The 19,172-nt window shown below is 67.8% G+C and carries 15 protein-coding genes; 14 read left to right on the top strand and 1 reads right to left on the bottom strand.

Translation table 11 applies throughout. The features are described from left to right. The first annotated feature begins 159 nt into the window (after positions 1 to 159). From QO207_RS00445 to QO207_RS00475, 7 genes are all read left to right on the top strand, one after another. A complete protein-coding gene (locus tag QO207_RS00445) occupies positions 160 to 2,376 on the top strand; it encodes a TonB-dependent receptor (protein WP_301478806.1) in 2,217 nt (738 codons plus the stop codon). Between the two features lie 14 nt (positions 2,377 to 2,390). Next, entirely contained in the window at positions 2,391 to 3,464 is a 1,074-nt protein-coding gene (locus QO207_RS00450; protein ID WP_301478807.1) for an ABC transporter substrate-binding protein, read from the top strand. A gap of 234 nt (positions 3,465 to 3,698) precedes the next feature. Continuing rightward, entirely contained in the window at positions 3,699 to 5,990 is a 2,292-nt protein-coding gene (locus QO207_RS00455; protein WP_301478808.1) for a TonB-dependent receptor, read from the top strand. A gap of 46 nt (positions 5,991 to 6,036) precedes the next feature. Beyond that, positions 6,037 to 7,632: a GMC family oxidoreductase gene (locus QO207_RS00460; RefSeq protein WP_301478809.1), complete on the top strand. Its 1,596-nt coding sequence runs from the start codon at positions 6,037 to 6,039 to the stop codon at positions 7,630 to 7,632. 10 nt (positions 7,633 to 7,642) lie between these two features. Further along, positions 7,643 to 9,052, top strand: a complete 1,410-nt coding sequence (locus tag QO207_RS00465) for an aldehyde dehydrogenase family protein (protein ID WP_301478810.1) — start codon at positions 7,643 to 7,645, stop codon at positions 9,050 to 9,052. A 32-nt stretch (positions 9,053 to 9,084) separates the two neighbouring features. Further along, positions 9,085 to 10,284, top strand: a complete 1,200-nt coding sequence (locus QO207_RS00470; protein ID WP_301478811.1) for an MFS transporter — start codon at positions 9,085 to 9,087, stop codon at positions 10,282 to 10,284. 292 nt (positions 10,285 to 10,576) lie between these two features. Further along, positions 10,577 to 10,921, top strand: a complete 345-nt coding sequence (locus QO207_RS00475; protein WP_301479389.1) for a type II toxin-antitoxin system HicB family antitoxin — start codon at positions 10,577 to 10,579, stop codon at positions 10,919 to 10,921. 156 nt (positions 10,922 to 11,077) lie between these two features. Here the strand turns inward: QO207_RS00475 and QO207_RS00480 are convergent, their stop codons facing one another. After that, a complete protein-coding gene (locus QO207_RS00480; RefSeq protein ID WP_301478812.1) occupies positions 11,078 to 11,809 on the bottom strand; it encodes a class II aldolase/adducin family protein in 732 nt (243 codons plus the stop codon). 339 nt (positions 11,810 to 12,148) lie between these two features. Here QO207_RS00480 and QO207_RS00485 point away from each other — a divergent pair, with 339 nt between their 5' ends. From QO207_RS00485 to QO207_RS00515, 7 genes are all read left to right on the top strand, one after another. Continuing rightward, the gene (locus QO207_RS00485) at positions 12,149 to 13,303 is read left to right on the top strand and encodes an LLM class flavin-dependent oxidoreductase (RefSeq protein WP_045213251.1); all 1,155 of its coding nucleotides are present in this window, start codon (positions 12,149 to 12,151) and stop codon (positions 13,301 to 13,303) included. A gap of 17 nt (positions 13,304 to 13,320) precedes the next feature. Further along, positions 13,321 to 14,376, top strand: a complete 1,056-nt coding sequence (locus QO207_RS00490; RefSeq protein WP_301478813.1) for an ABC transporter substrate-binding protein — start codon at positions 13,321 to 13,323, stop codon at positions 14,374 to 14,376. 78 nt (positions 14,377 to 14,454) lie between these two features. Further along, on the top strand, positions 14,455 to 15,510 hold the full coding sequence (locus tag QO207_RS00495; protein WP_301478814.1) for an ABC transporter substrate-binding protein: 1,056 nt from the start codon (positions 14,455 to 14,457) through the stop codon (positions 15,508 to 15,510). Further along, the gene (locus QO207_RS00500) at positions 15,497 to 16,708 is read left to right on the top strand and encodes an MFS transporter (protein ID WP_301478815.1); all 1,212 of its coding nucleotides are present in this window, start codon (positions 15,497 to 15,499) and stop codon (positions 16,706 to 16,708) included. Before QO207_RS00495 ends, QO207_RS00500 begins: the two co-directional genes overlap by 14 nt. A 3-nt stretch (positions 16,709 to 16,711) precedes the next feature. Further along, entirely contained in the window at positions 16,712 to 17,470 is a 759-nt protein-coding gene (locus QO207_RS00505) for an ABC transporter permease (protein ID WP_301478816.1), read from the top strand. Then, positions 17,467 to 18,228: an ABC transporter permease gene (locus QO207_RS00510; RefSeq protein WP_301478817.1), complete on the top strand. Its 762-nt coding sequence runs from the start codon at positions 17,467 to 17,469 to the stop codon at positions 18,226 to 18,228. Before QO207_RS00505 ends, QO207_RS00510 begins: the two co-directional genes overlap by 4 nt. 41 nt (positions 18,229 to 18,269) lie before the next feature. Next, positions 18,270 to 19,064 (top strand): ABC transporter ATP-binding protein, encoded by a 795-nt coding sequence (locus QO207_RS00515; protein ID WP_301479391.1) that lies wholly within the window; start codon positions 18,270 to 18,272, stop codon positions 19,062 to 19,064. The last annotated feature ends 108 nt before the right edge of the window (positions 19,065 to 19,172 follow it).

Consider the following 19,172-nt stretch of genomic DNA (forward strand, 5'->3'; position numbering starts at 1 on the left):
AACAGGAAAGCGGTACGGATGTTGCGATGTCTCCGGCAAGCCTTTCGGCCTTATCACGCGTGAGCCAGCACAAGAGCAACGCAATAACAGCTTCATGCCTTGCGGCGACGACCGAGCACTACAGAGCCAGCCGTCCTTTCGCCGCCCCCTGGGGACACCATGTTCAAACGCACCACCCTTTCCCTTGCCATCCTGGCGAGCCTGGCCAGCGTCGCGGTCCACGCGGCCGACGGCGATACCCAGAGCAGCGAAGAGACCAACGCCGCGCCGACCCTCGGCAAGGTGGTGGTCACCGCGCAGAAGCGCGAGGAATCGGTACAGGAAGTGCCGGCGCCGATCACCGTGCTCAGTGGCGAGAAGATCCGCGACGCCTCCCTGCAATCGGCCAGCGAAGTGACCCGCTACACCCCCAACGCCTCCGCCGGCACCACTGACGGCCACGGCCGCCCGCGCTGGTGGATTCGCGGCCTGGGTACCGGTGACCAGGGCGCCAACACGGTCAGCCCGATCGGCATCTACGTCGACGACGTGTACATCGCCAACATCAGCGCCACCGGCTTCCCGCTGTTCGACCAGGAGCGCGTGGAAGTGCTGCGCGGCCCGCAGGGCACGCTGTGGGGCAAGAACACCACGGGTGGCGCGATCAACTTCATCTCGCGCAAGCCGACCTTCAGCCCCGAGGGCTACTTCAAGGTCGACCTGGGCAACTACGCCAACCGCATCGTCGAAGGCGCGGTGAGCGACGCGCTGGTGGACGACAAGCTGGCCGGGCGCCTGTCCTTCCATCACCAGGGCCGCGACGGCTACACCGAGAACCAGAACGACGGCAACGACAAGGGCGCGCTGGAAGACGACGCCGTGCGCCTGCAACTGGCCGCGCGGGTGAACGACAACCTCGACGCCAACCTCAACGTCCACGCCCGCCACTACCACGACACCGCCAGCTACAACACGGTGAGCTATGGGACCCGCGCGGACGGCACCAACCAGTTCGGCTATGCCATCGACCCGAAGCTGGGCAAGGCCAACTTCAACGCCAAGTACCAGGCCGAGATCGACCAGGCCGGCAGCAACCTCAACCTGGTCTGGCAGCTGGGCGACCTGGAGCTGACCTCCATCACCGCCTTCGAGCACTTCACCCGCGACGGCTGGACCGACAGCGACAACACCCCGCTGGAACTGCAGCGCAGCTACAGCTACGCCGACAGCCAGCAGTGGTCGCAGGAACTGCGCCTGGCCTCGCCGCGCACTGACCGGCTGAACTGGGTGCTGGGCTTCCACTACTTCAACGAAGACCTGGAATCGAAGAACGCCAACGCGGCGCTGCCCAACGCCTACATCCCCAGCTACTACAACAACGTCAGCTACGACCAGAAGACCGAGAGCTACGCCATCTTCGGCAGCACCACCTACAACTTCACCGACGACTTCAGCCTCACCGCCGGCCTGCGCTGGACCCGCGAGACCAAGGACATCGACCTGTCGCGCCTGGTCAACCAGGGCGCCGCCAGCTTCGGCGACGGCCACTGGTGGCAGCCGGGCAACGTCGACTCGCCGCTGATCGTCAACGCCACCCAGGACGAGAGTAATACCTGGAGCGACTACAGCTGGGACCTGACGCCCGAGTACCGGATTTCCGATAACGCCCGCGCCTACTTCCGCTATGCCCGCGGCTTCCGCTCCGGCGGCTACAACGCCGGCGTCACCAGCCAGGCCACCGTGGCCAAGGTCGACCCGGAATACCTCACCTCCTACGAGCTGGGCCTGAAGTCGGAGTGGTTCGACGGCCGCCTGAACGCCAACGCCAGCGTCTTCTACTACGACTACAAGGACATCCAGCTCAACATCGTCACCGCGGTGAACAACCAGACCGTCTCGCGCCTGGCCAACGGCGCCCAGGGCGAGGCCTACGGCGCCGAGTTCGAGCTCGAAGCCATCCCGGTGCAGAACCTGCACGTCAATTTCGGCCTGGGCCTGCTGCACACCGAGTTCACCGACTACACCTCGGGCAGCGACGACTTCTCCGGCAACCACTTCGTCCGCGCGCCGAGCGTCTCGGCGGTGATCGGCGCCGACTACCGCATCCCGCTGAACGTCGGTGGCGCGGTGGTGCTCGGCACCGACTGGAACACCCGCAGCCGCCAGTACTTCTTCACCAACGACCAAGGCGCCAACATGCGCACCGGCGGCTACACCCTGGGCAACGCACGGGTGACCTACGAACTGCCGGGCGAGACCACGCGCATCACCGCCTACGTGAACAACCTCAGCGACAAGGAATACCGCAACCACACCCTGCCCACCGGCTACCAGACCGCTGCCGTCATGTACGGCGACCCGCGCACCTTCGGCGTCTCGGTCACCACCGACTTCTGAGCGAGGTAATCCCCATGAACCTTCTGCATCGCGCGCTGCGCCGGCTGCTGCCGGCCGCCGCCGTGCTGCTCGCAGGCCACGCCCTGGCCGCCGAGCAGCCGACCACCCTGCGCATCGCCACGGTGGCCTACGCCAACGCCGGGCAAATCACCTTCAACGGCCCGTCCTACGTGATCGACCGCGACAAGTGGCTGGAGCAGCAACTGGCCCAGCGCGGCATCAAGCTGGAATGGGTGCCCGCCGCCACCGGCTCGGTGGGCACCTTCGTCAACGAGGAGTTCGCCAACAAGCGCATCGACTTCGCCTTCTACGGCGACCTGCCGTCGATCATCGCCAACGCCTCGGGCGTGCAGACCCAGCTGATCGTCCCCGGCGGCATCGGCAACAACGTCTACCTGGTGGTGCCGCCGGGCTCCACGGCGAAATCCATCGCCGACCTCAAGGGCAAGCGCATCGCCCTGCACCGTGGTCGGCCGTGGGAGCTGTCGTTCGCCAAGCTGCTGGAGGCCAACCACCTGGGCTTCGAGGACTTCCGCATCTTCAACCTCAACCCCCAGGCCGGCGCCGCGGCATTGAGCGCCGGGCGAGTGGATGCCTTCTTCACCCTGAGCGACGCCTTCCTGCTGGAAGACAAGCAGGTCGGCCGCATCATCTGGTCGAGCAAGGAAGCGCCGGCGGACTGGAAAATGCGCGCCGAAGTCTGGGGCGCGAAGGACTTCGTGAAAGACCATCCCGACCTCACCCAGCTGGTGGTGGACGCCTACCTGAAAGCCGCGTGGTGGGTCTCCCAGGACGCCAACCAGGCCGAGTACCAGCAGGCCCAGGCGCGCTCCGGCGTACCGCTGAGCGTGCTGCAGCGCGAAGTCTCCGGCGAGCCGTGGTCAGCGCACTTCTCCCCGCTCTACGACGACGCCCTGCGCCAGCACTACAGCGACGGCATCGCCTACAGCCTGAAGGCGAAATTGATCCGCAACGAGGTGAAGGTGGAAGACCTGCTGGAGCCCAGGTTCGTCGAGCAGGGGTTGAAGAACCAGCAGCTCCAGGGCTTCTGGAAAGAGCAGGGGAAAACCGTCGCCAGCCAGCCCTGATCCGTCCCGTTATCCACTCGAACAATAAAGCCCCGTTATCGGGGCTTTATTGTTTTAACAGCAACTACCTCCGCAACTGATCATGACAAGTAGCTGCCCCAGCACCACTGCAAAAGCAGTTGCTGCGGCAACAGCAGAAAAACACCCTGAAAGGGCCTGAAACCGCTCTAAAACGCATGGCACAGTGCTTGCTCTGGCTCACTCATAACGAATTAAAAGCCCCGAGTGACTGCCATGAAACATGCAAGAGAGTTCCGTCTCAAACCGCTGGCAATAGCCTTGTCCAGCGCCCTGTTATTCAACGCGGAAGTTGCACTTTCCGATGAGTCGAAATCCCCCGAGGGCGTCACGCTCAGCACCGTGACCGTCGAGGGGCAGAGCCAGGAGACCCAGGTTGGCGACGCCCGCAAGGAAGTGGCGCCCGTATCGAAGGGCACGCTGACCAAATCCCAGCTGGAGAAATTCGTCGGCCTCGACAGCGCCGTCACCGGCGCCCTCAAGTACCTGCCCGGCGTCCACGTCAGCGGCGGCGACAACAGCGGCATCACCGAAGGCGGGCTGAACATCCGCGGCTTCTCCCAGGACCAGATCGGCTTCGTCCGCGACGGCATCCCGCTCAACGACCCGCAGTTCCTCACGCCCCACGCCGACTTCATGGGCGACCCGGAAAACTACGAGTCGGTGTCGGTGCTCTACGGCTCCTCCTCGATCAACGCCCCGACCCTCACCGCCAGTGGCGGCAGCGTGCTGATCAGGTCCGTGGCGCCGACCCGGGAAAGCGGCCTGCTGGTCAAGCAGAACGTCGGCAGCGACAACCTGTTCCGCACCTTCGCGCGGGTCAACACCGGCGAGGTGAATGGCTTCTCCGCCTGGCTCTCGGCCTCGCGCACCACCGCCGACCTCTGGGACAACAGCGGCGGCGAGCTGTCCTCCAACCGCTACGAGGGCAACCTGCAGTACGAGTGGGGCAACGGCAACCGCATCAACGGGCTGTTCTCCAGCTTCCTGATGCGCACCAACAGCTACAACCACCCGACGCTCGCCGAGTACCGCGCCGACAAGTACGACCAGGGCTACCCGCGGGACATCTTCCCGACCAAAGGCAACGGCACCAACGGCGTGCCCGACGTGACCATCCCCGGCCAGAGCGCGGCGGCCTCGCGCGCCGACTTCAAGATCCAGACCTACGCGCTCAACGGGCTGTTCAACCTGTCCGACAAGGTCCAGCTGAAGGTCGACCCGTACTTCGTCCGCGTCACCGACGGCACCGCCGCCGTGGCCGTGGTGCCGGTCAACGAGAACAACGTCAACGCCGACCTCAATGGCGACGGCGACAGGATCGACCCGCTGGTGACCGGCGCGCTCAGCGTCTACCCGACGCAGTACCGCATCGGCTCGACCAACACGCTGGACTTCCTGGTCACCGACGACCACACCCTGCAGCTGGGCCTGTGGACCGACTACACCCACGCGCGCAACCAGTTCCCGGTCGTCGAGATCAAGGGCAACGGCAAACCCGCCGGTATCGACGGCAGCCACAAGCTGCGCGACGGTGATGGCAACGCCATCTACTTCACCGACCAGCGCAACGAGATCACCACCCAGAAGCTCTGGCTGCAGGACACCTGGGACATCACCTCGCAGCTCGTCCTCACCGGCGGCCTGGCCTGGCAGCACACGCAGAACAAGGGTGACGATCGCCTCAGCGGCTACACCGGCAGCGCCGACTACAACCGCTTCCTGCCCAGCCTCAGCCTGAGCTACCAGCTCGATCCGCAGCAGCAGCTCTACTACAACACCACCTCGAACATGCGCACCCCGGCGGTAGCCTCGGTGTATGGCCAGGCCGACGGCGGCGACAAGCAGAAGCCGGAAGTCACCTGGAACCAAGAGATCGGCTGGCGCTACAGCACCGATGACCTGCTGCTCAGCGCCGCGCTGTTCTACGACAAGTTCAAGGACCGCCAGGCGGCGTTCGAGGAAGTCTCCGGCGTCACCTCCTACTTCAACGCCGGCGACGTCACCACCAAGGGCCTGGAGCTGTCGCTCAACGGCCTGCTGCCGGCGAACTTCAACTACTTCGCCTCGTGGACCTACCTGCGCTCCACCCAGGACGACGACTACAGCGCCGGCGGCGCCAGCCTCGACACCCGCGGCAACCAGCTCTACGACACCCCGCGCAACCTGTTCAGCGCCGGTATCGGCTACGACAACCAGACCTTCTACGCCAACTTCCTCGGCCGCCACACCGGCAGCTTCTACGGCGACCTGGCGAACAACGAGAAGATCGGCGGCTACACCGTGTTCGACGCCAACCTGGGCTACCGCCTCAAGGACCTGGGCAGCGCGCTGAAGGAAACCACCCTGACGCTCAACCTCAACAACGTCTTCGACAAGCACTACCTGTCGGGCGTGAACTCGGGGACGGTCTCCGCCGACCCGGCCGATGGCGATTTCTACGGCGCGCCCAAGTACTTCAAGGGCGCCCCGCGCGCCCTGGTCGCCGGCATCTCCGTCGGCTTCTGAACACCCAGCGTGAGCCCGGCGCGGGAGCGCCGGGCCCGGAGGCCCCATGACCACAGTCCACTACGACCACCTCATCGTCGGCGGCGGCAGCGCCGGCAGCATTCTCGCCAGCCGGCTGTCCGCCGCCCCGCAGCGCCGCGTCCTGCTCATCGAAGCCGGCCCGGATACCCCGCCGCACGCCACGCCCGCGGAAATCCTCGACGGCCACAATCCCTTCCGCCTGCGCCTGGAACTGCGCGAGCGCTACTTCTGGCCGGAGCTGAGCGTGCGCCACGGCGCCCAGCCCGAAGGCGTCGAGCGTCCGGAGCGCTACCTCGAACAGGCCCGCGTGCTCGGCGGCGGCTCCAGCGTCAACGTGCTGGTGGCCAACCGCGGCCTGCCACGCGACTACGACCAGTGGGCGGCGCTGGGCGCCAATGGCTGGGGCTGGGACGACGTGCTGCCCTACTTCCGCAAGCTCGAACGCGATACCGACTACGCCGGCCCGCTGCATGGCCACGACGGCCCGATCCCGATCAGCCGCGTGTCAACCCGCGACTGGACACCCTTCACCCGCTCCGTGGTCTCGGCGCTGGAAGCCGAAGGCCTGCGCGACATCGGCGACCAGAACGGCGTGTTCGACGATGGCTACTTCGCCCCGGCAGTGAATCTCGAACAGGGCCAGCGCGTCTCCGCTGCCCGTGGCTACCTCGGCGAACAGGTGCGCGCGCGGCCCAACCTGACACTGTGGACCGACAGCCAGGTGCTCGGCCTGCAACGCGACGGCAAGCGCATTACCGGCGTCGAACTGCTGCGCGATGGCGAACGGATTTCCATCCAGGCCGGTGAAGTCATCCTCGCTGCCGGCGCCCTGCACTCCCCCGCCATCCTGCTGCGCAGCGGCATCGGCCCGGCCAGCCAGTTGCAGGAGCTGGGCATCGAAGTGCTCGCGGATCGCCCCGGCGTCGGCGGCAACCTGTGGGAGCACAGCTCGCTGGGCACCTTCGCCACGCTCAGCGATTCGGCCCGTTCCGACGCGGTACTGGCGCGCCCCGGCACCTCGCACCAGCTGGGTATCCGTGTGTCGTCGGGCGTCGATCCGCAGACGCCATCGGACCTCTACCTGGCGGTCGGTGCAGACGCCGAGCGCGGCGTCGCCCACGCGCTGTTCTGGATCAACAAGCCCAGCTCCAGCGGCCGCCTGACCCTGCGCGACCGCGACCCGACGAGCCCGCCCCAGGTCGACTTCAACCTGCTTTCCGACCCGCGCGACCTGCAGCGCGCCCGCGTGGCGCTGCGCACCATCCAGCGGTTGTTCAAGCACCCGGTGCTGGCGCGTTATGACCTGCAACTGGCGCTCACACCCTTTGCCGTGCCGCAGCCCGGCGGGCCGACCCTCGAAGCGCTGCTCAGCGACGATGCCGCGCTGGAGGCCTATCTGCGCCAGCACATCGGCGGCGTCTGGCACCCCAGCGGCACCTGCCGCATCGGCGCCGCGGACGACCCGCAAGCCGTGGTCGACAGCGCCGGCCGCGTCTATGGCGTCGAAGGCCTGCGCGTCGCCGACGCCTCGATCATCCCGGTGATCCCCACCGCCAACACCAACCTGCCGACCCTGATGCTCGCCGAGAAGATCGCCGACGCCATCCTGGGCGGCGCCTGAGGAGCCCGCCATGTCCCGTCATGAACTGCTGATCGATGGCCGCCCGCAGGCGGCCGCGCACTACGACCGGGTGATCGACCCGGCCAGCGAGGAGCTGGTCGGAGAAGCCGCCCGCGCCAGCCTGGAACAGGTCGACCAGGCAGTCGAAGCCGCAAGCCATGCCTTCCCGGCCTGGGCCGCCGATCTCGACATCCGCCGCCAGAGCCTCGCCCGCGCCGCCGAGCGCGTGCGCGAGAATGCCAAGGCGCTGGCCGAACTGATCACCCGCGAACAGGGCCGCCCGCTGCGCTCGACCCTGGAGGAAGTGGCCGGCGTCGCCGCCACCTTCGAGCACCACGCGCACCTCGACCTGCCCGCCGACACCGCGTTGCGTGACGACGGCGAGCGCCTGGTGAAGATCAGCCGCCGGCCGCATGGCGTGGTCGCTGCCATCACCCCGTGGAACGTCCCGCTGATCCTGCTAGTGCTGAAGATCGCCCCGGCCCTGCATGCCGGCAACACCGTGGTCGCCAAGCCATCGGAGCACACGCCGCTGTCCACCCTGCTGCTGGCGGGTCTGCTGGCGGAAGTATTTCCGGCCGGCGTACTCAATGTGGTCGCCGGTGCGGGTGATGTTGGCGAGCATCTGGTGCGGCATTCCGGCGTACGCCACGTGACCTTCACCGGCAGCGTTGCCACCGGCAAACGCCTGTACGCCCGCGCAGCGGACGACCTCAAGCGCCTGACCCTGGAGCTGGGCGGCAACGACGCGGCATTGGTGCTGGAGGACGCCGACCTCGACGCCATCGTCGAACCGCTGTTCTGGGGTGCCTTCTGGAACAGCGGCCAGGTGTGCTTCGCGATCAAGCGTCTGTATGTCCACAGCAGCCTGTTCGAACCGCTGCTGGCCGCCCTGGCTGAGCGCGCGCAACGCACCCGCCTCGGCCATGGCCTGGACCCGCAGACCGAGCTCGGCCCGCTGACCAACGCGCAGCAACTGGAGCGGGTCATCGCCCTGGTGGAGGACGCCAGGGTACGCGGCGCGCGCATCCACAGCGGCGGCGTGCAACCGGAAGGCCCCGGCTACTTCTACCCGCCGACCCTGGTCAGCGGCATCGCTGCCGGCGTCGCGCTGGTGGACGAGGAGCAGTTCGGCCCGGTGCTGCCGGTCATCCCGTTCGACGACGTGGAACACGCCATCGCCCAGGCCAATGCCAGCCCCTACGGCCTCGGCGCCTCGGTATGGACCCGTGACCTGGCGCGCGGCGAAGCCATCGCCGCACGGCTGGAAGCGGGCCTGGCCTGGGTCAACCAGCACGGCCACATCCAGCCCGGCGCGCCCAAGGGCGGGCACAAGTGGAGCGGTCTCGGCTACGAAGGCGGCCAGCGCGGCTACGAAGCCTTCAGCGAACTCCAGGTACTGAACATTTCGCGGCGCTGAGGCGCCGCTTTCCCCTTCAAGAGGATTCCCCGATGCGTGCCGGAAGCTGGCCCTCGATACTGCTCACCCTGGCCTTCGCCGTGATCATCGCGGCGTGCCACGGCAAGACCATCCTGCTGGTCGCCGACGTCGCCAACGCCTTCTCGGTCAGCCCTTCGCGGGCCAGCTGGGTGGTGTCGGCGGTGGCGGTGGTCGCCGCCCTCGCGTCGCCCCTGGTCACCTGGGTCGTGGCGCGGGTCGGCGAGCGCCGCGCCATCGTCTTCGGCCTGTTGCTGGCGGCGGCGTGCAGCTACCTGGCCAGCCGCAGCGAAGACTTCGCCACGTTGATCGCCCTGCGCGTGGTGGAAGGCGCCGGCTACATCAGCGTGGTGCTCGCCGCACTGGCGCTGCTGGTGCATACCACCGAAGGCCGCCGCCGCACCACGGCGCTGGCGTTCTGGTCGGTGGCTTCGCCGCTGGGCGGCGCCATCGCCATCTTCGCCGTGGCGCCCTATGTCGGCGGCCAGCACGGCGAGTGGCGCACCGCGTTCAGCGGCCATGCGGCGGTGCTGCTGGTGCTCCTGCTGGCCACGCCGCTGCTGCCGGCGGTCAACCTCGCCAGCCGCAGCGAGCGCCACTCCCTGCGCCAGACCCTGCGGCTCTACGCCGAGCCCTCGGTACTGCGCCTGGCGCTGGCCGTGGGCGCGCCGCTGACCGTCGCCCTGGGCCTGGTGACCATCACCCCGGACTACTTCATCCACGGCCTGGGCGTGGCGCCCGCGACCATCGGCGTGATATCCACCATCGGCATCCTCTCCAGCGTGCTGGCCGGGCTGCTGGCCGGCTTCGTGCTCAACCTGCGCTTCCTCGGCCCGCTGGCGGTGGTTGGCGGCGCACTGATCGGTGTGGTGCTGGAAGTCGTGGTGTTCATCCCCGGCATCGCGCCGAGCACCGCCATCGTGGCGAAGATCGCCCAGGGCTTCTTCGGCAGCTTCGTGGTCGCCTGGGTGTTCACCAGCATCCCGCGCATGAGCCGCGGCGGCGATGTGATGGGCGCCGGCGGCGTGGCCGAACAGGCGCTGTACCTGTCGATGTTCCTCGGCCCGGTGCTGCTGTTCCCGCTGTTCAGCCTGCCCTCGCGCCTGCCGTTCTTCGCCGTGCTGATCGTCGCCAGCCTGCTGCCGCTGTTCCTGCTGCCGCTGGGGTTGCGCTGGCGCGCTTCGGAGCCGCAGGCAACGGTCGGCCAGGCCTGAGCCAGCGACTGCAAGAGCGCCCCATTCGTTCTTTCAAGAAGCAGCCCGCTCCTACAGGACAGCGCGACGTTTCGAGCCTGACCCGCACGGGATGCCGACATTGAATGCTATCATTTGGCGATAGCATTCAATGATGCAGAACCGCCACCGCAAGACCCTCGCCATGCTCTTTCGCACGCCAACCAGCGCAGGGATCGTGTTTGCCGACATCGAAGCCCTGATCCTGTCTCTGGGCGGAGTCGTGGAGGAGCGAGAGGGCTCGCGAGTTCCTGCGCCGGGCCGGAGTGGAAACATGAGCCGCATGACCTACAAGGGTTACACCGCCCGCATCGAGTTCGACGACCGTGACGACCTTTTTGTCGGTCGCCTGCTGGGCGTGCACGACATCATCAGCTTCCATGCCGACAGTGTCGGTGGTCTGCATGCTGCCTTGCAGAAAGCGGTCGAGGACTATCTCGCTGACTGCGCCGAACGCGGCGTGGAGCCGGAGAAGCCCGCGTCCGGGAAGATCATGCTGCGCATCCGGCCGGAGGTGCATGCCGCCGCCGCCATCGCAGCGAAGGCGTCCGGCAAGAGCCTGAATCAATGGGCGGAGAATGTTTTCGAGCGCGCCGCGCGGAAGCGCTCCAGCGCTTGACCATCCCTGTAGGAGCGAGGGGGACGCCATCGTTATTGCTCGCGAACAACCCCCGCTGAGGTCGCGGTTCGCGAGCAAGCTCGCTCCTACGAAGAACCGTACTCCGCGCCCACAAAAAAGCCCTCGCAAGAGGGCTTTTTCATACCGGGAAAAAACTCAGGCCGCCGCGCCCAGCAGCTTCTGGCCCTGCTCCCAGAGGCCGGTCATCTTCCACTGCTGCTCCAGCACGCCGGGGCCGAATTCCTGGGAGCCGCCGAGGCTTTCGGCGAGGCCCTGGAAGTAGGCGCCTTCCTCCAGCAACAGGATCAGCTTGGACGCCTTGATCAGGTCATCGCCCCAGAAGGTCGCGCCGCCGTTGGCTTCGAGGATGGCCGGGGTGTGCGGGTTCTCGGCGAGCTTGTCGAGGATGAACAGCGGCTCGGGCTGGCGGCGGTCGATGTAGATCGGCAGCTCGCGGGCCAGGGTCACGCGCTGGGAGGCGGCGTAGCGGATCGGCAGCACGCGGTGGGCGCTGGCCCAGCCGCCGAGGTAGGCGGTGTGTACGTGGATCACCACGTTGACTTCCGGCCGCGCCTGGAAGATGGCTGCGTAGCGCTTGCCGTTGCCGCCTGCACCACGGCCGCTGAGCGGGGTCGCGCCGGGGATGCTTTCGTCGAGGATCACTTCGCCATCGTAGGTAGCCACCACCGCGCGGATTTCCTGGTCGTCGGCCCAGGGGTTCGGCGCGTGGACGGCGATCACCTGGTCGCTGCCCGGCACGCGCACGTAAGCCTGGTAGGTGTTGGTGGCGGTGAGGGTGCGGCTTTCCTTGAGCACGCGGAAGGCCTTGGCGAAGTCGCGGCGGACCTGTTCGAGCTGGCTGGCGAGTTGCGGGTCGAGGGTGGACATGGAGTGCCTCCTGGCAGTCGGGGATGGATGAACCGCGTGGCGGTGTTCCACTGACTGAGCAGGACTTGTGCCACTAAAAAATACCACTACGAATCAACATGTTAGAAGACGATAACATCATCAGCAGGCCGCCAACCCGGCCTGAACGGGCGAAATTGCTGCCCGCCCAGCATCCCCTGCTGACCCACTGCTGCTGTACAGACAAACGCCCTGCTGCCACAGCAGCACGCCAGCCTGGAAGCCCCGCCCCGCCTGGCCTGCAGGCTTTGGGCACAGCCCTTGCTCAAGACCTTGCACGAGCAGCACGACGCTGCCCCCGCAAAGCAAAGGAGCACGGCCATGAGCACCGAATTCTTCTGGCGACTGCCGCTGGGCAGCGACGGTCCCTATCTCGCCTCGGACAAGAACAACCGTGGCAGCCATATCGAGCGCCCCGGCAACATCGCCCCGGGCCGCCTGCCCAACGGCGAGCCGGACGGTTTCACCTACATCGACTACATCGCCCAGGTGGCCAAGGCCGCCGAGATCGCCGGCTTCGAGGGCGCGCTGCTGCCCACCGGGCCGGAGCCGTGGATCGCCGCCGCCGCGCTGGCCCGCGAGACCCGCCGGATCAAGTTCCTGATCGCCTTCCAGGCCGCCTGGACCCTGCCGGCCTACGCCGCGCAGCAGGCGGCGATCCTCCAGCACCTGTCCCGCGATCGCCTGGAGTGGAACATCATCACCGGCGGCAACCCCGCCAGCCAGCGCGCCAACGGCGACTTCCTCGAACACGACAAGCGCTACCAGCGCACCGGCGAGTTCCTCGACATCATCGACGGCCTGTGGAAGAACGAGCAGTTCTCCTACCAGGGCGACATCTACCAGCTGGAGAACGGCTCGCTGCCGATCGCCCTGCGCAACGTGCGCAAACCCGGCGTGTACTTCTCCGGCTTCTCCGATCCGGCGCTGGACGTCGCGGCGAAACATGCCGACGTCTACCTCAACTGGGCCGAGCCCATCGACAAGCTCAAGCCGCACCTGGAGCGGGTGCGCGAGCTGGCCGACAAGCAGGGCCGCGAGATCCGCTTCGGCATCCGTATCGACCTGTTCGCCCGCGAGACCGAAGAGGCCGCCTGGAGCGAACTGCGCCGCCAGTACGAGCGCATCGACGCGCGCACCAGCGCCTTCATCAAGAACTTCGCCACCGGCTCGGACTCCGTCGGCGCCGCGCGGCAGACCGCCTACCACCAGAACGTCGAGCGCTTCGACGACCTGATCCTCGGCCCCAACCTCTGGGCCGGCTTCGGCAAGGCCAAGCCGGGGCCGACAATCGGCCTGGTGGGCAGCCACGAGAACGTCGCCGAACGCCTCGCCGAATACCGCGACGCCGGTTTCTCCACCTTCATCCTCGCCGGCAACCCGCACCTGGAAGAAGCCCTGCGCATCGGCCAGGAAGTCCTGCCGCTGGTGCAGGGAAAACGCGCCGACGTCCACGAACTCAAGGCCCGCGCCTGAGCCACAAGGAGCTGAACATGTCCCGTCCCCTCGATACCCTCTGGTACACCCGCTGCCCCGTCCCCACCGGCCTCGGCATCGCCGTGCAGAAAGGCTGGCTGGAAGAATCCCTCGCCGAGCAGGGCACGCAGATCAAGTCGCTGCGCGAGTCCGCCGACCAGGCGGTGCGCGAGTCGCACTTCGATCACACCCTGCAGAACTCGGTACGCCACGGCGGCAACATCCCGGCCATCTGGGCCCGCGCCAGCGGCCGCGAGACCCGCGTGATCGGCCTGTCCTGGGCCGATGAGGCGCAGCTGATCCTGACCACCGCCGAGAGCGGCATCCGCAACGTGCGCGACCTCAAGGGTCGGCGCTTCGGCCTGCCGGACTGGAGCGGTGCGCAGATCGACTTCACCCGCGCCCAGGCGATCCGCGGCCTGGAGAACGCCCTGCGCCTGGAAGGCCTGGAAGTACGCGACCTGGAGCTGGTGGACTTCGGCCTGAAGGGCACCTTCAGCGACGAGACGCCGGGCAACATCGTTGGCATCACCGGCCACGGCGGCAGCCGTCGGCGCAGCCAGAACCCGGAACTGGTCGGCCTGCTGCGTGGCGAAGTGGATGCGATCTTCCTCAAGGGCGCCCACGCCGTGCAGCTGGCGCAGCAGTTCGGCCTGCACACGGTGATCGACACCGGCGCGCACCCGGAGCCGCTGATCCGCGCCAACAACGGCACGCCGCGCACCCTGAGCGTCGACCTCAACCTGCTGGAACAGCACCCCGACGCCGCCACCGCGATCCTCGCCTCGGTACTGCGTGCCGAAGACTGGGCGCACCAGCACCCGGACGACACCCGCCGCTACCTGGCGCGGGAAACCAACAGCAGCGAGTTCTGGGTCGCCACCGCCTACGGCGAGGACGCCCACCTGCGCCTGCGCACCAACCTCGACGAAGGCTCGATCCTCGCCCTGCAGGACTTCACCGACTTCCTGCAGCGCTGGAACTTCATCCCGGCGCGCTTCGACGTGCGCGAGTGGATCGATACGCGCCCGCTGGAAGCCCTGCGCAGCCGCCTCGCGCAGAAGACTGGCTGAGCAACGTCACGAGGGCGAGCCCTCTCCCCCAGCCCCTCTCCCTGAAGGGAGAGGGGAGTTATCGAATTCCGAGTCCCCATGAGCACACCGCTGGAAACCCTCTGGTACACCCACAGTCCCGTTCCCACGGGCCTCGGCATCGCCGTCGAATCCGGGCGCCTGGCCCAGGCCTTCCGCCCGTTCGGCACGCGCATCCAGTCGCTGCGCGAGTCGTCCGAACGAGAGGTGCGCGAGGCGCACTTCGACCATCACCTGCCCTACTCCGTGCGCCACGGCGGCAACATCCCGGCCATCTGGGCCCGCGCCAGCGGCGCGCGCACGCGGGTGGTCGGGCTGTCCTGGAGCGACGAGGTGCAGCTCATCGTCAGCGCCCCGGACAGCGGCGTGCGCAGCATCCGCGACCTGCGCCATCGGCGCTTCGGCCTGCCGAAGTGGGCCAACGTGCAGATCGACTTCACCCGCGCCCAGTCCCTGCGCGGCCTGGAAAACGCCCTGCGCCTGGAAGGCCTGGAGGTGCGCGACGTCGAGCTGGTGGACTACCCCTACGGCGGCACCTTCAGCGACGACCCGGTGCGCCACRTGTTCGGCGCCCAGGTGGCGCTCAAGGGCAACCGCGTGGTGCAGCGCAACAACGAGCTGATCGGCCTGCTGCGCGGCGACATCGACGCCATCTTCCTCAAGGGCGCCCACGGCCTGCAACTGGCCCACGAGTTCGGCCTGCACGTGGTGATGGACGTCGGCTCGCACCCCGAGCCGCTGGTGCGCGCGAACATCGGCACGCCGCGCACCCTGACCGTCGACCAGAAGCTGCTGGATGAACACTTCGATGCCGCCGTGCTGGTGCTCGATACCGTGCTGCGCGCCGAGCAATGGGCCTGGGCACACCCCGAGGAGACCCGGCGCTTCCTCGCCCGTGAGCTGAACACCAGCGAGTTCTGGGTCGCCAGCGCCTACGGCGAGGACGCCCACCTGCGCCTGCAGACCAACCTGGCGGAGCGCTCGGTCAACGCCCTGCGCGACCTCACCGCGTTCCTCCAGCGCTGGCAGTTCATCGGCGCCGATTTCAGCGTCGACGACTGGATCGACCCGCGCCCGCTGGAAGCCCTGCTGGGGAAGATCGATGTCGCCATCTAGCCCGGCGCGGCCCGCCGCCTTCCTGCTCAACTTCATGCTGCTGGCGGCGTTCAGCGGCGCCACCATCGGCATGGCGAAGATCGTCACCACGCTGTACGCCATCAGCATCGGCGCCAACGCCATGCAGATCGGCATCATCTCGGCCATGGAGGCACTGGGCATGGTGATCCTCACCCTGCCGGCCGGCTTCGTCATCGCCCGCTTCGGCGCGCGCCGGGTGTACTTCCTCGCCAGCCTCGGGCCGATGCTGCTGAACCTGGCCATCCCACTGTTCGGCGGCTGGCTGTGGCTGGCCTTCGCCCGACTGCTGATCGGCCTGTGCATCCCCTTCCGCATTGTCGCCATGAACAGCGCCTTCCTCCGTCAGCTCAAGCGCATCGGCAACGACAAGGCCGGCTGGTACCGCGGCTCGCTGACCCTGGGAATGGGCCTGCTCGGCCCGCTGCTGGGCAACTGGCTGAGCGGCGCGGCGAGCTTCACCTGGGGCTTTGCCGCCATCGGCCTGTGCTTCGGCCTGATGGCCTTCTACAGCCTCGGCTTCTGGGAAGGCGAGGCGCCCAGCGAAGACCTGCCGGTGGCCGCCGCCAGCGGCGGGCTGCTGCAACAGGTCAGCGCCATGCTGGCCAACGTCGAGATCGCCGAGAGCTGCCTGGTGGAGCTGCTCAGCGCCGCCACCAGCGCGCTGTTCGGCACCTTCATCCTGCTGCTGGCGATGGAAGTCGCCGGCCTCTCCCAGGGCCAGGCGGTGAGCCTGGTGATGATCCAGGGCCTGGCCTCGGTGCTCGGCCTTTTCGGCTTCGGCTACCTGATCGAACGCAGCGGCCGGCGTCTGGCCTACGTCGGCAGCCTCAGCGCAGCGCTGGCCGCCCTGCTGTTGCTTGGCGTCGCCCGCGACTACTGGCTGCTGGCCCTGGGCGGCGTGCTGCTGAGCGCCGCGGCGGCGCTGATCCACCTGGTGAACATGGCCCAGCTGGGCGAGCACGCCATGGACAAGAGCAAGATTTCCGGGTTGTTCAACCTCGCTTCCATGTCTGGCAGTTTTTCCGGCGCGCTGCTGGGTGGGGCGATCAGCCACTTCGTCGGGCTGGGCAACCTGTTCCTCTGCTGGATTCCCCTGGTGCTGCTGGCCGCGCTGTTCTGCTGGCAACGCAAGCAGCGCCGCCAGAACGCCGGGCCGCTGCTCGGCCAGGAGGGTTGAGACATGACCAGAACCCTTGATCGCCTGAGCTGGTTCGCCTCGCCGCTGCTCCTGCTGCTGGCCTGGTTCGTCGCCGCCCGCGCCGGCTGGTTCCCGCCGCAACTGCTGGTGCCGCCGGCGGAGGTCTGGGCCAGCTTCAAGGACCTGCTGGCCAGCGGCGAACTGCGCGAGCATGTGGTGAACAGCCTGTCGCGCCTGGCCATCGGCTTCTCCATCGGCGCCGTCGGCGGGCTGCTGTTCGGCACCGCCATGGCCCTGTCGAAGACCGTGGAAGCCTACTGCGCGCCGCTGTTCCAGACCCTGCGCCAAGTGCCGTCGATTGCGCTGATCCCGATGTTCATCCTGTTCTTCGGCGTCGAAGAGACCTTCAAGATCCTGATCGTCACCAAGGCTGCGTTCTTCCCCGTGGCGCTGGCCGCCAGCGAAGGCGTGAAGGGCATTCCGCGTGGCTACTTCGAGGTCGCCAGCGTTTACCGCCTGCCGCTGTGGAGCCTGCTGCGCGACGTCGCCTTCCCCGCCGCCGCGCCGCCCATCGTCACCGGCCTGCGCATCAGCCTGAGCCGCGCCTGGATGGTGCTGGTGGCCGCCGAACTGCTCGCCGCCGACAGCGGCCTGGGGCAGATGATCGAGCTGAGCCGGCAGATGCTGCGCATCGACATCGTGATGGTCGGCGTGGTGGTCACCGGGGCCATTGGCTTCGTCCTCGACTTCGCCTTCCGCCTGCTGGAGAAGCGCCTGCTGCGCTGGAGACCGACGCCATGATCCGCATTCTCAAGAGTCTTCGCGGGCTGGTCCTGCCGGCGCTGCTGATCGCCGCCTGGCACTGGCAGTCGCAGCAGGGCGCCAGCGCGGCCTATGCCTTCGTGCCGCTGGAGCGCATCGGCGCCGGCTTCGTCGAGCTGATCAGGACCGGCGAACTGTGGCTGAGCGTTTCCGCCAGCCTGCAACGCACCTGCCTCGGCCTGCTGCTGGGCGTGCTCGCCGGCTTCGCGCTGGGCGCCGGCATGGCGCTGTCGCGGCCGCTGGAGCGGGTGTTCGCGCCGCTCTACCACACCATTCGCCAGGTGCCGATCCTCGGCCTGATCCCGCTGATCGCCCTGTGGTTCGGCAGCGGCGAGCCGTCCAAGGTGCTGATTGTCAGCCTCGCCGCCTTCTACCCGATGACGCTGAACGCCTTCGAGGGCTTCCGCGACGTGGAGAAGCGCTACCGCGAAGTCGGCCGCCTGTATGCCTTCGGCCCCTGGCAGCAGTTCCGCGAGGTGCTGCTGCCCGGCGCGCTGCCCAGCCTGAGCAACGGCGTGCTGCACGCGCTGGCCTTCGCCTGGGTCAGCTCGGTGGGCTGCGAGCTGTTCCTCTCCACCGGCATGGGCCTGGGCAACCTGATGATGAACGCCGAGACCGGCTCGCGCATGGAGATCGTGGTGATCGGCGTGCTCAGCATCGGCCTGCTCGGCTACGCCATGAACCAGCTGTTCGCCCGCGCCGCGCGCCACCTGCTGCGCTGGCGCAACCTGCGCTAGCGCTTTCCAGATTCGGCCTATTCGTTATGAGTGCCCAGACCATGAACGCGATCCTCGATCCCGCCCTCCTTCCGGCCCAGCAGGCGCAACACGGCGCGCTGGCCATCCAGGGCCTGAGCAAGGCCTATTCCATCGACGGCCGCAGCCTGCCGGTGCTGGAGAACATCGACCTGGCGGTGCGCCCCGGCGAGTTCGTCAGCATCGTCGGCGCCAGCGGCTGCGGCAAATCCTCGCTGCTGCGGCTGATCGTCGGCCTGGAGAACGACTACAGCGGGCGCATCCTCCTCGACGGCCAGGCCGTGACCGGCACCGGCCTGGAGCGCGGCATCGTGTTCCAGGACCACCGGCTGTTCCCCTGGAAGACCGTGGAGCAGAACGTCGCCCTGGCGCTGAAGCAGCAGAAGCTCAGCCGCGCCGAGAAGCGCGAGCGGGTTGCCGAGCACCTGGAACTGGTGGGCCTGACCGGCTTCGAGCAGGCCTACCCGCACCAGCTCTCCGGCGGCATGGCGCAGCGCGCCGCCATTGCCCGCGCGCTGATCACCCGGCCCAAGGTGCTGCTGCTCGACGAACCTTTCGGCGCCCTCGACGCCCTCACCCGCGTGCGCCTGCAGCACGAGTTGCAGCGCATCTGGGTGCAGCAGCGCAGCACCATGATCATGGTCACCCACGACGTGGAAGAGGCGCTGTACCTGGGCGACCGGGTGATCGTCATGGACGCGCGACCGGGGCGGATCCGCCATGAGGTGCGGGTCGATCTGCCGCATCCGCGGGAGCGTGGGCATGCGCGGCTGGCCAGGCTCAAGGATGAACTGCTGGCGGAGCTGATGCAGGGGTGAACGTGGCGTAGGAGCGGACTCCGTCCGCGATTGGCTTCAGGCGCGTGGCGAACCTATCGCGGACGGAGTCCGCTCCTACGCCGTCTGTTAGTCCGTAGCGAGCACCCA

This window comes from Pseudomonas sp. CAN1 (assembly GCF_030462585.1).
In the GTDB taxonomy this organism is placed as follows: Bacteria; Pseudomonadota; Gammaproteobacteria; order Pseudomonadales; family Pseudomonadaceae; genus Pseudomonas.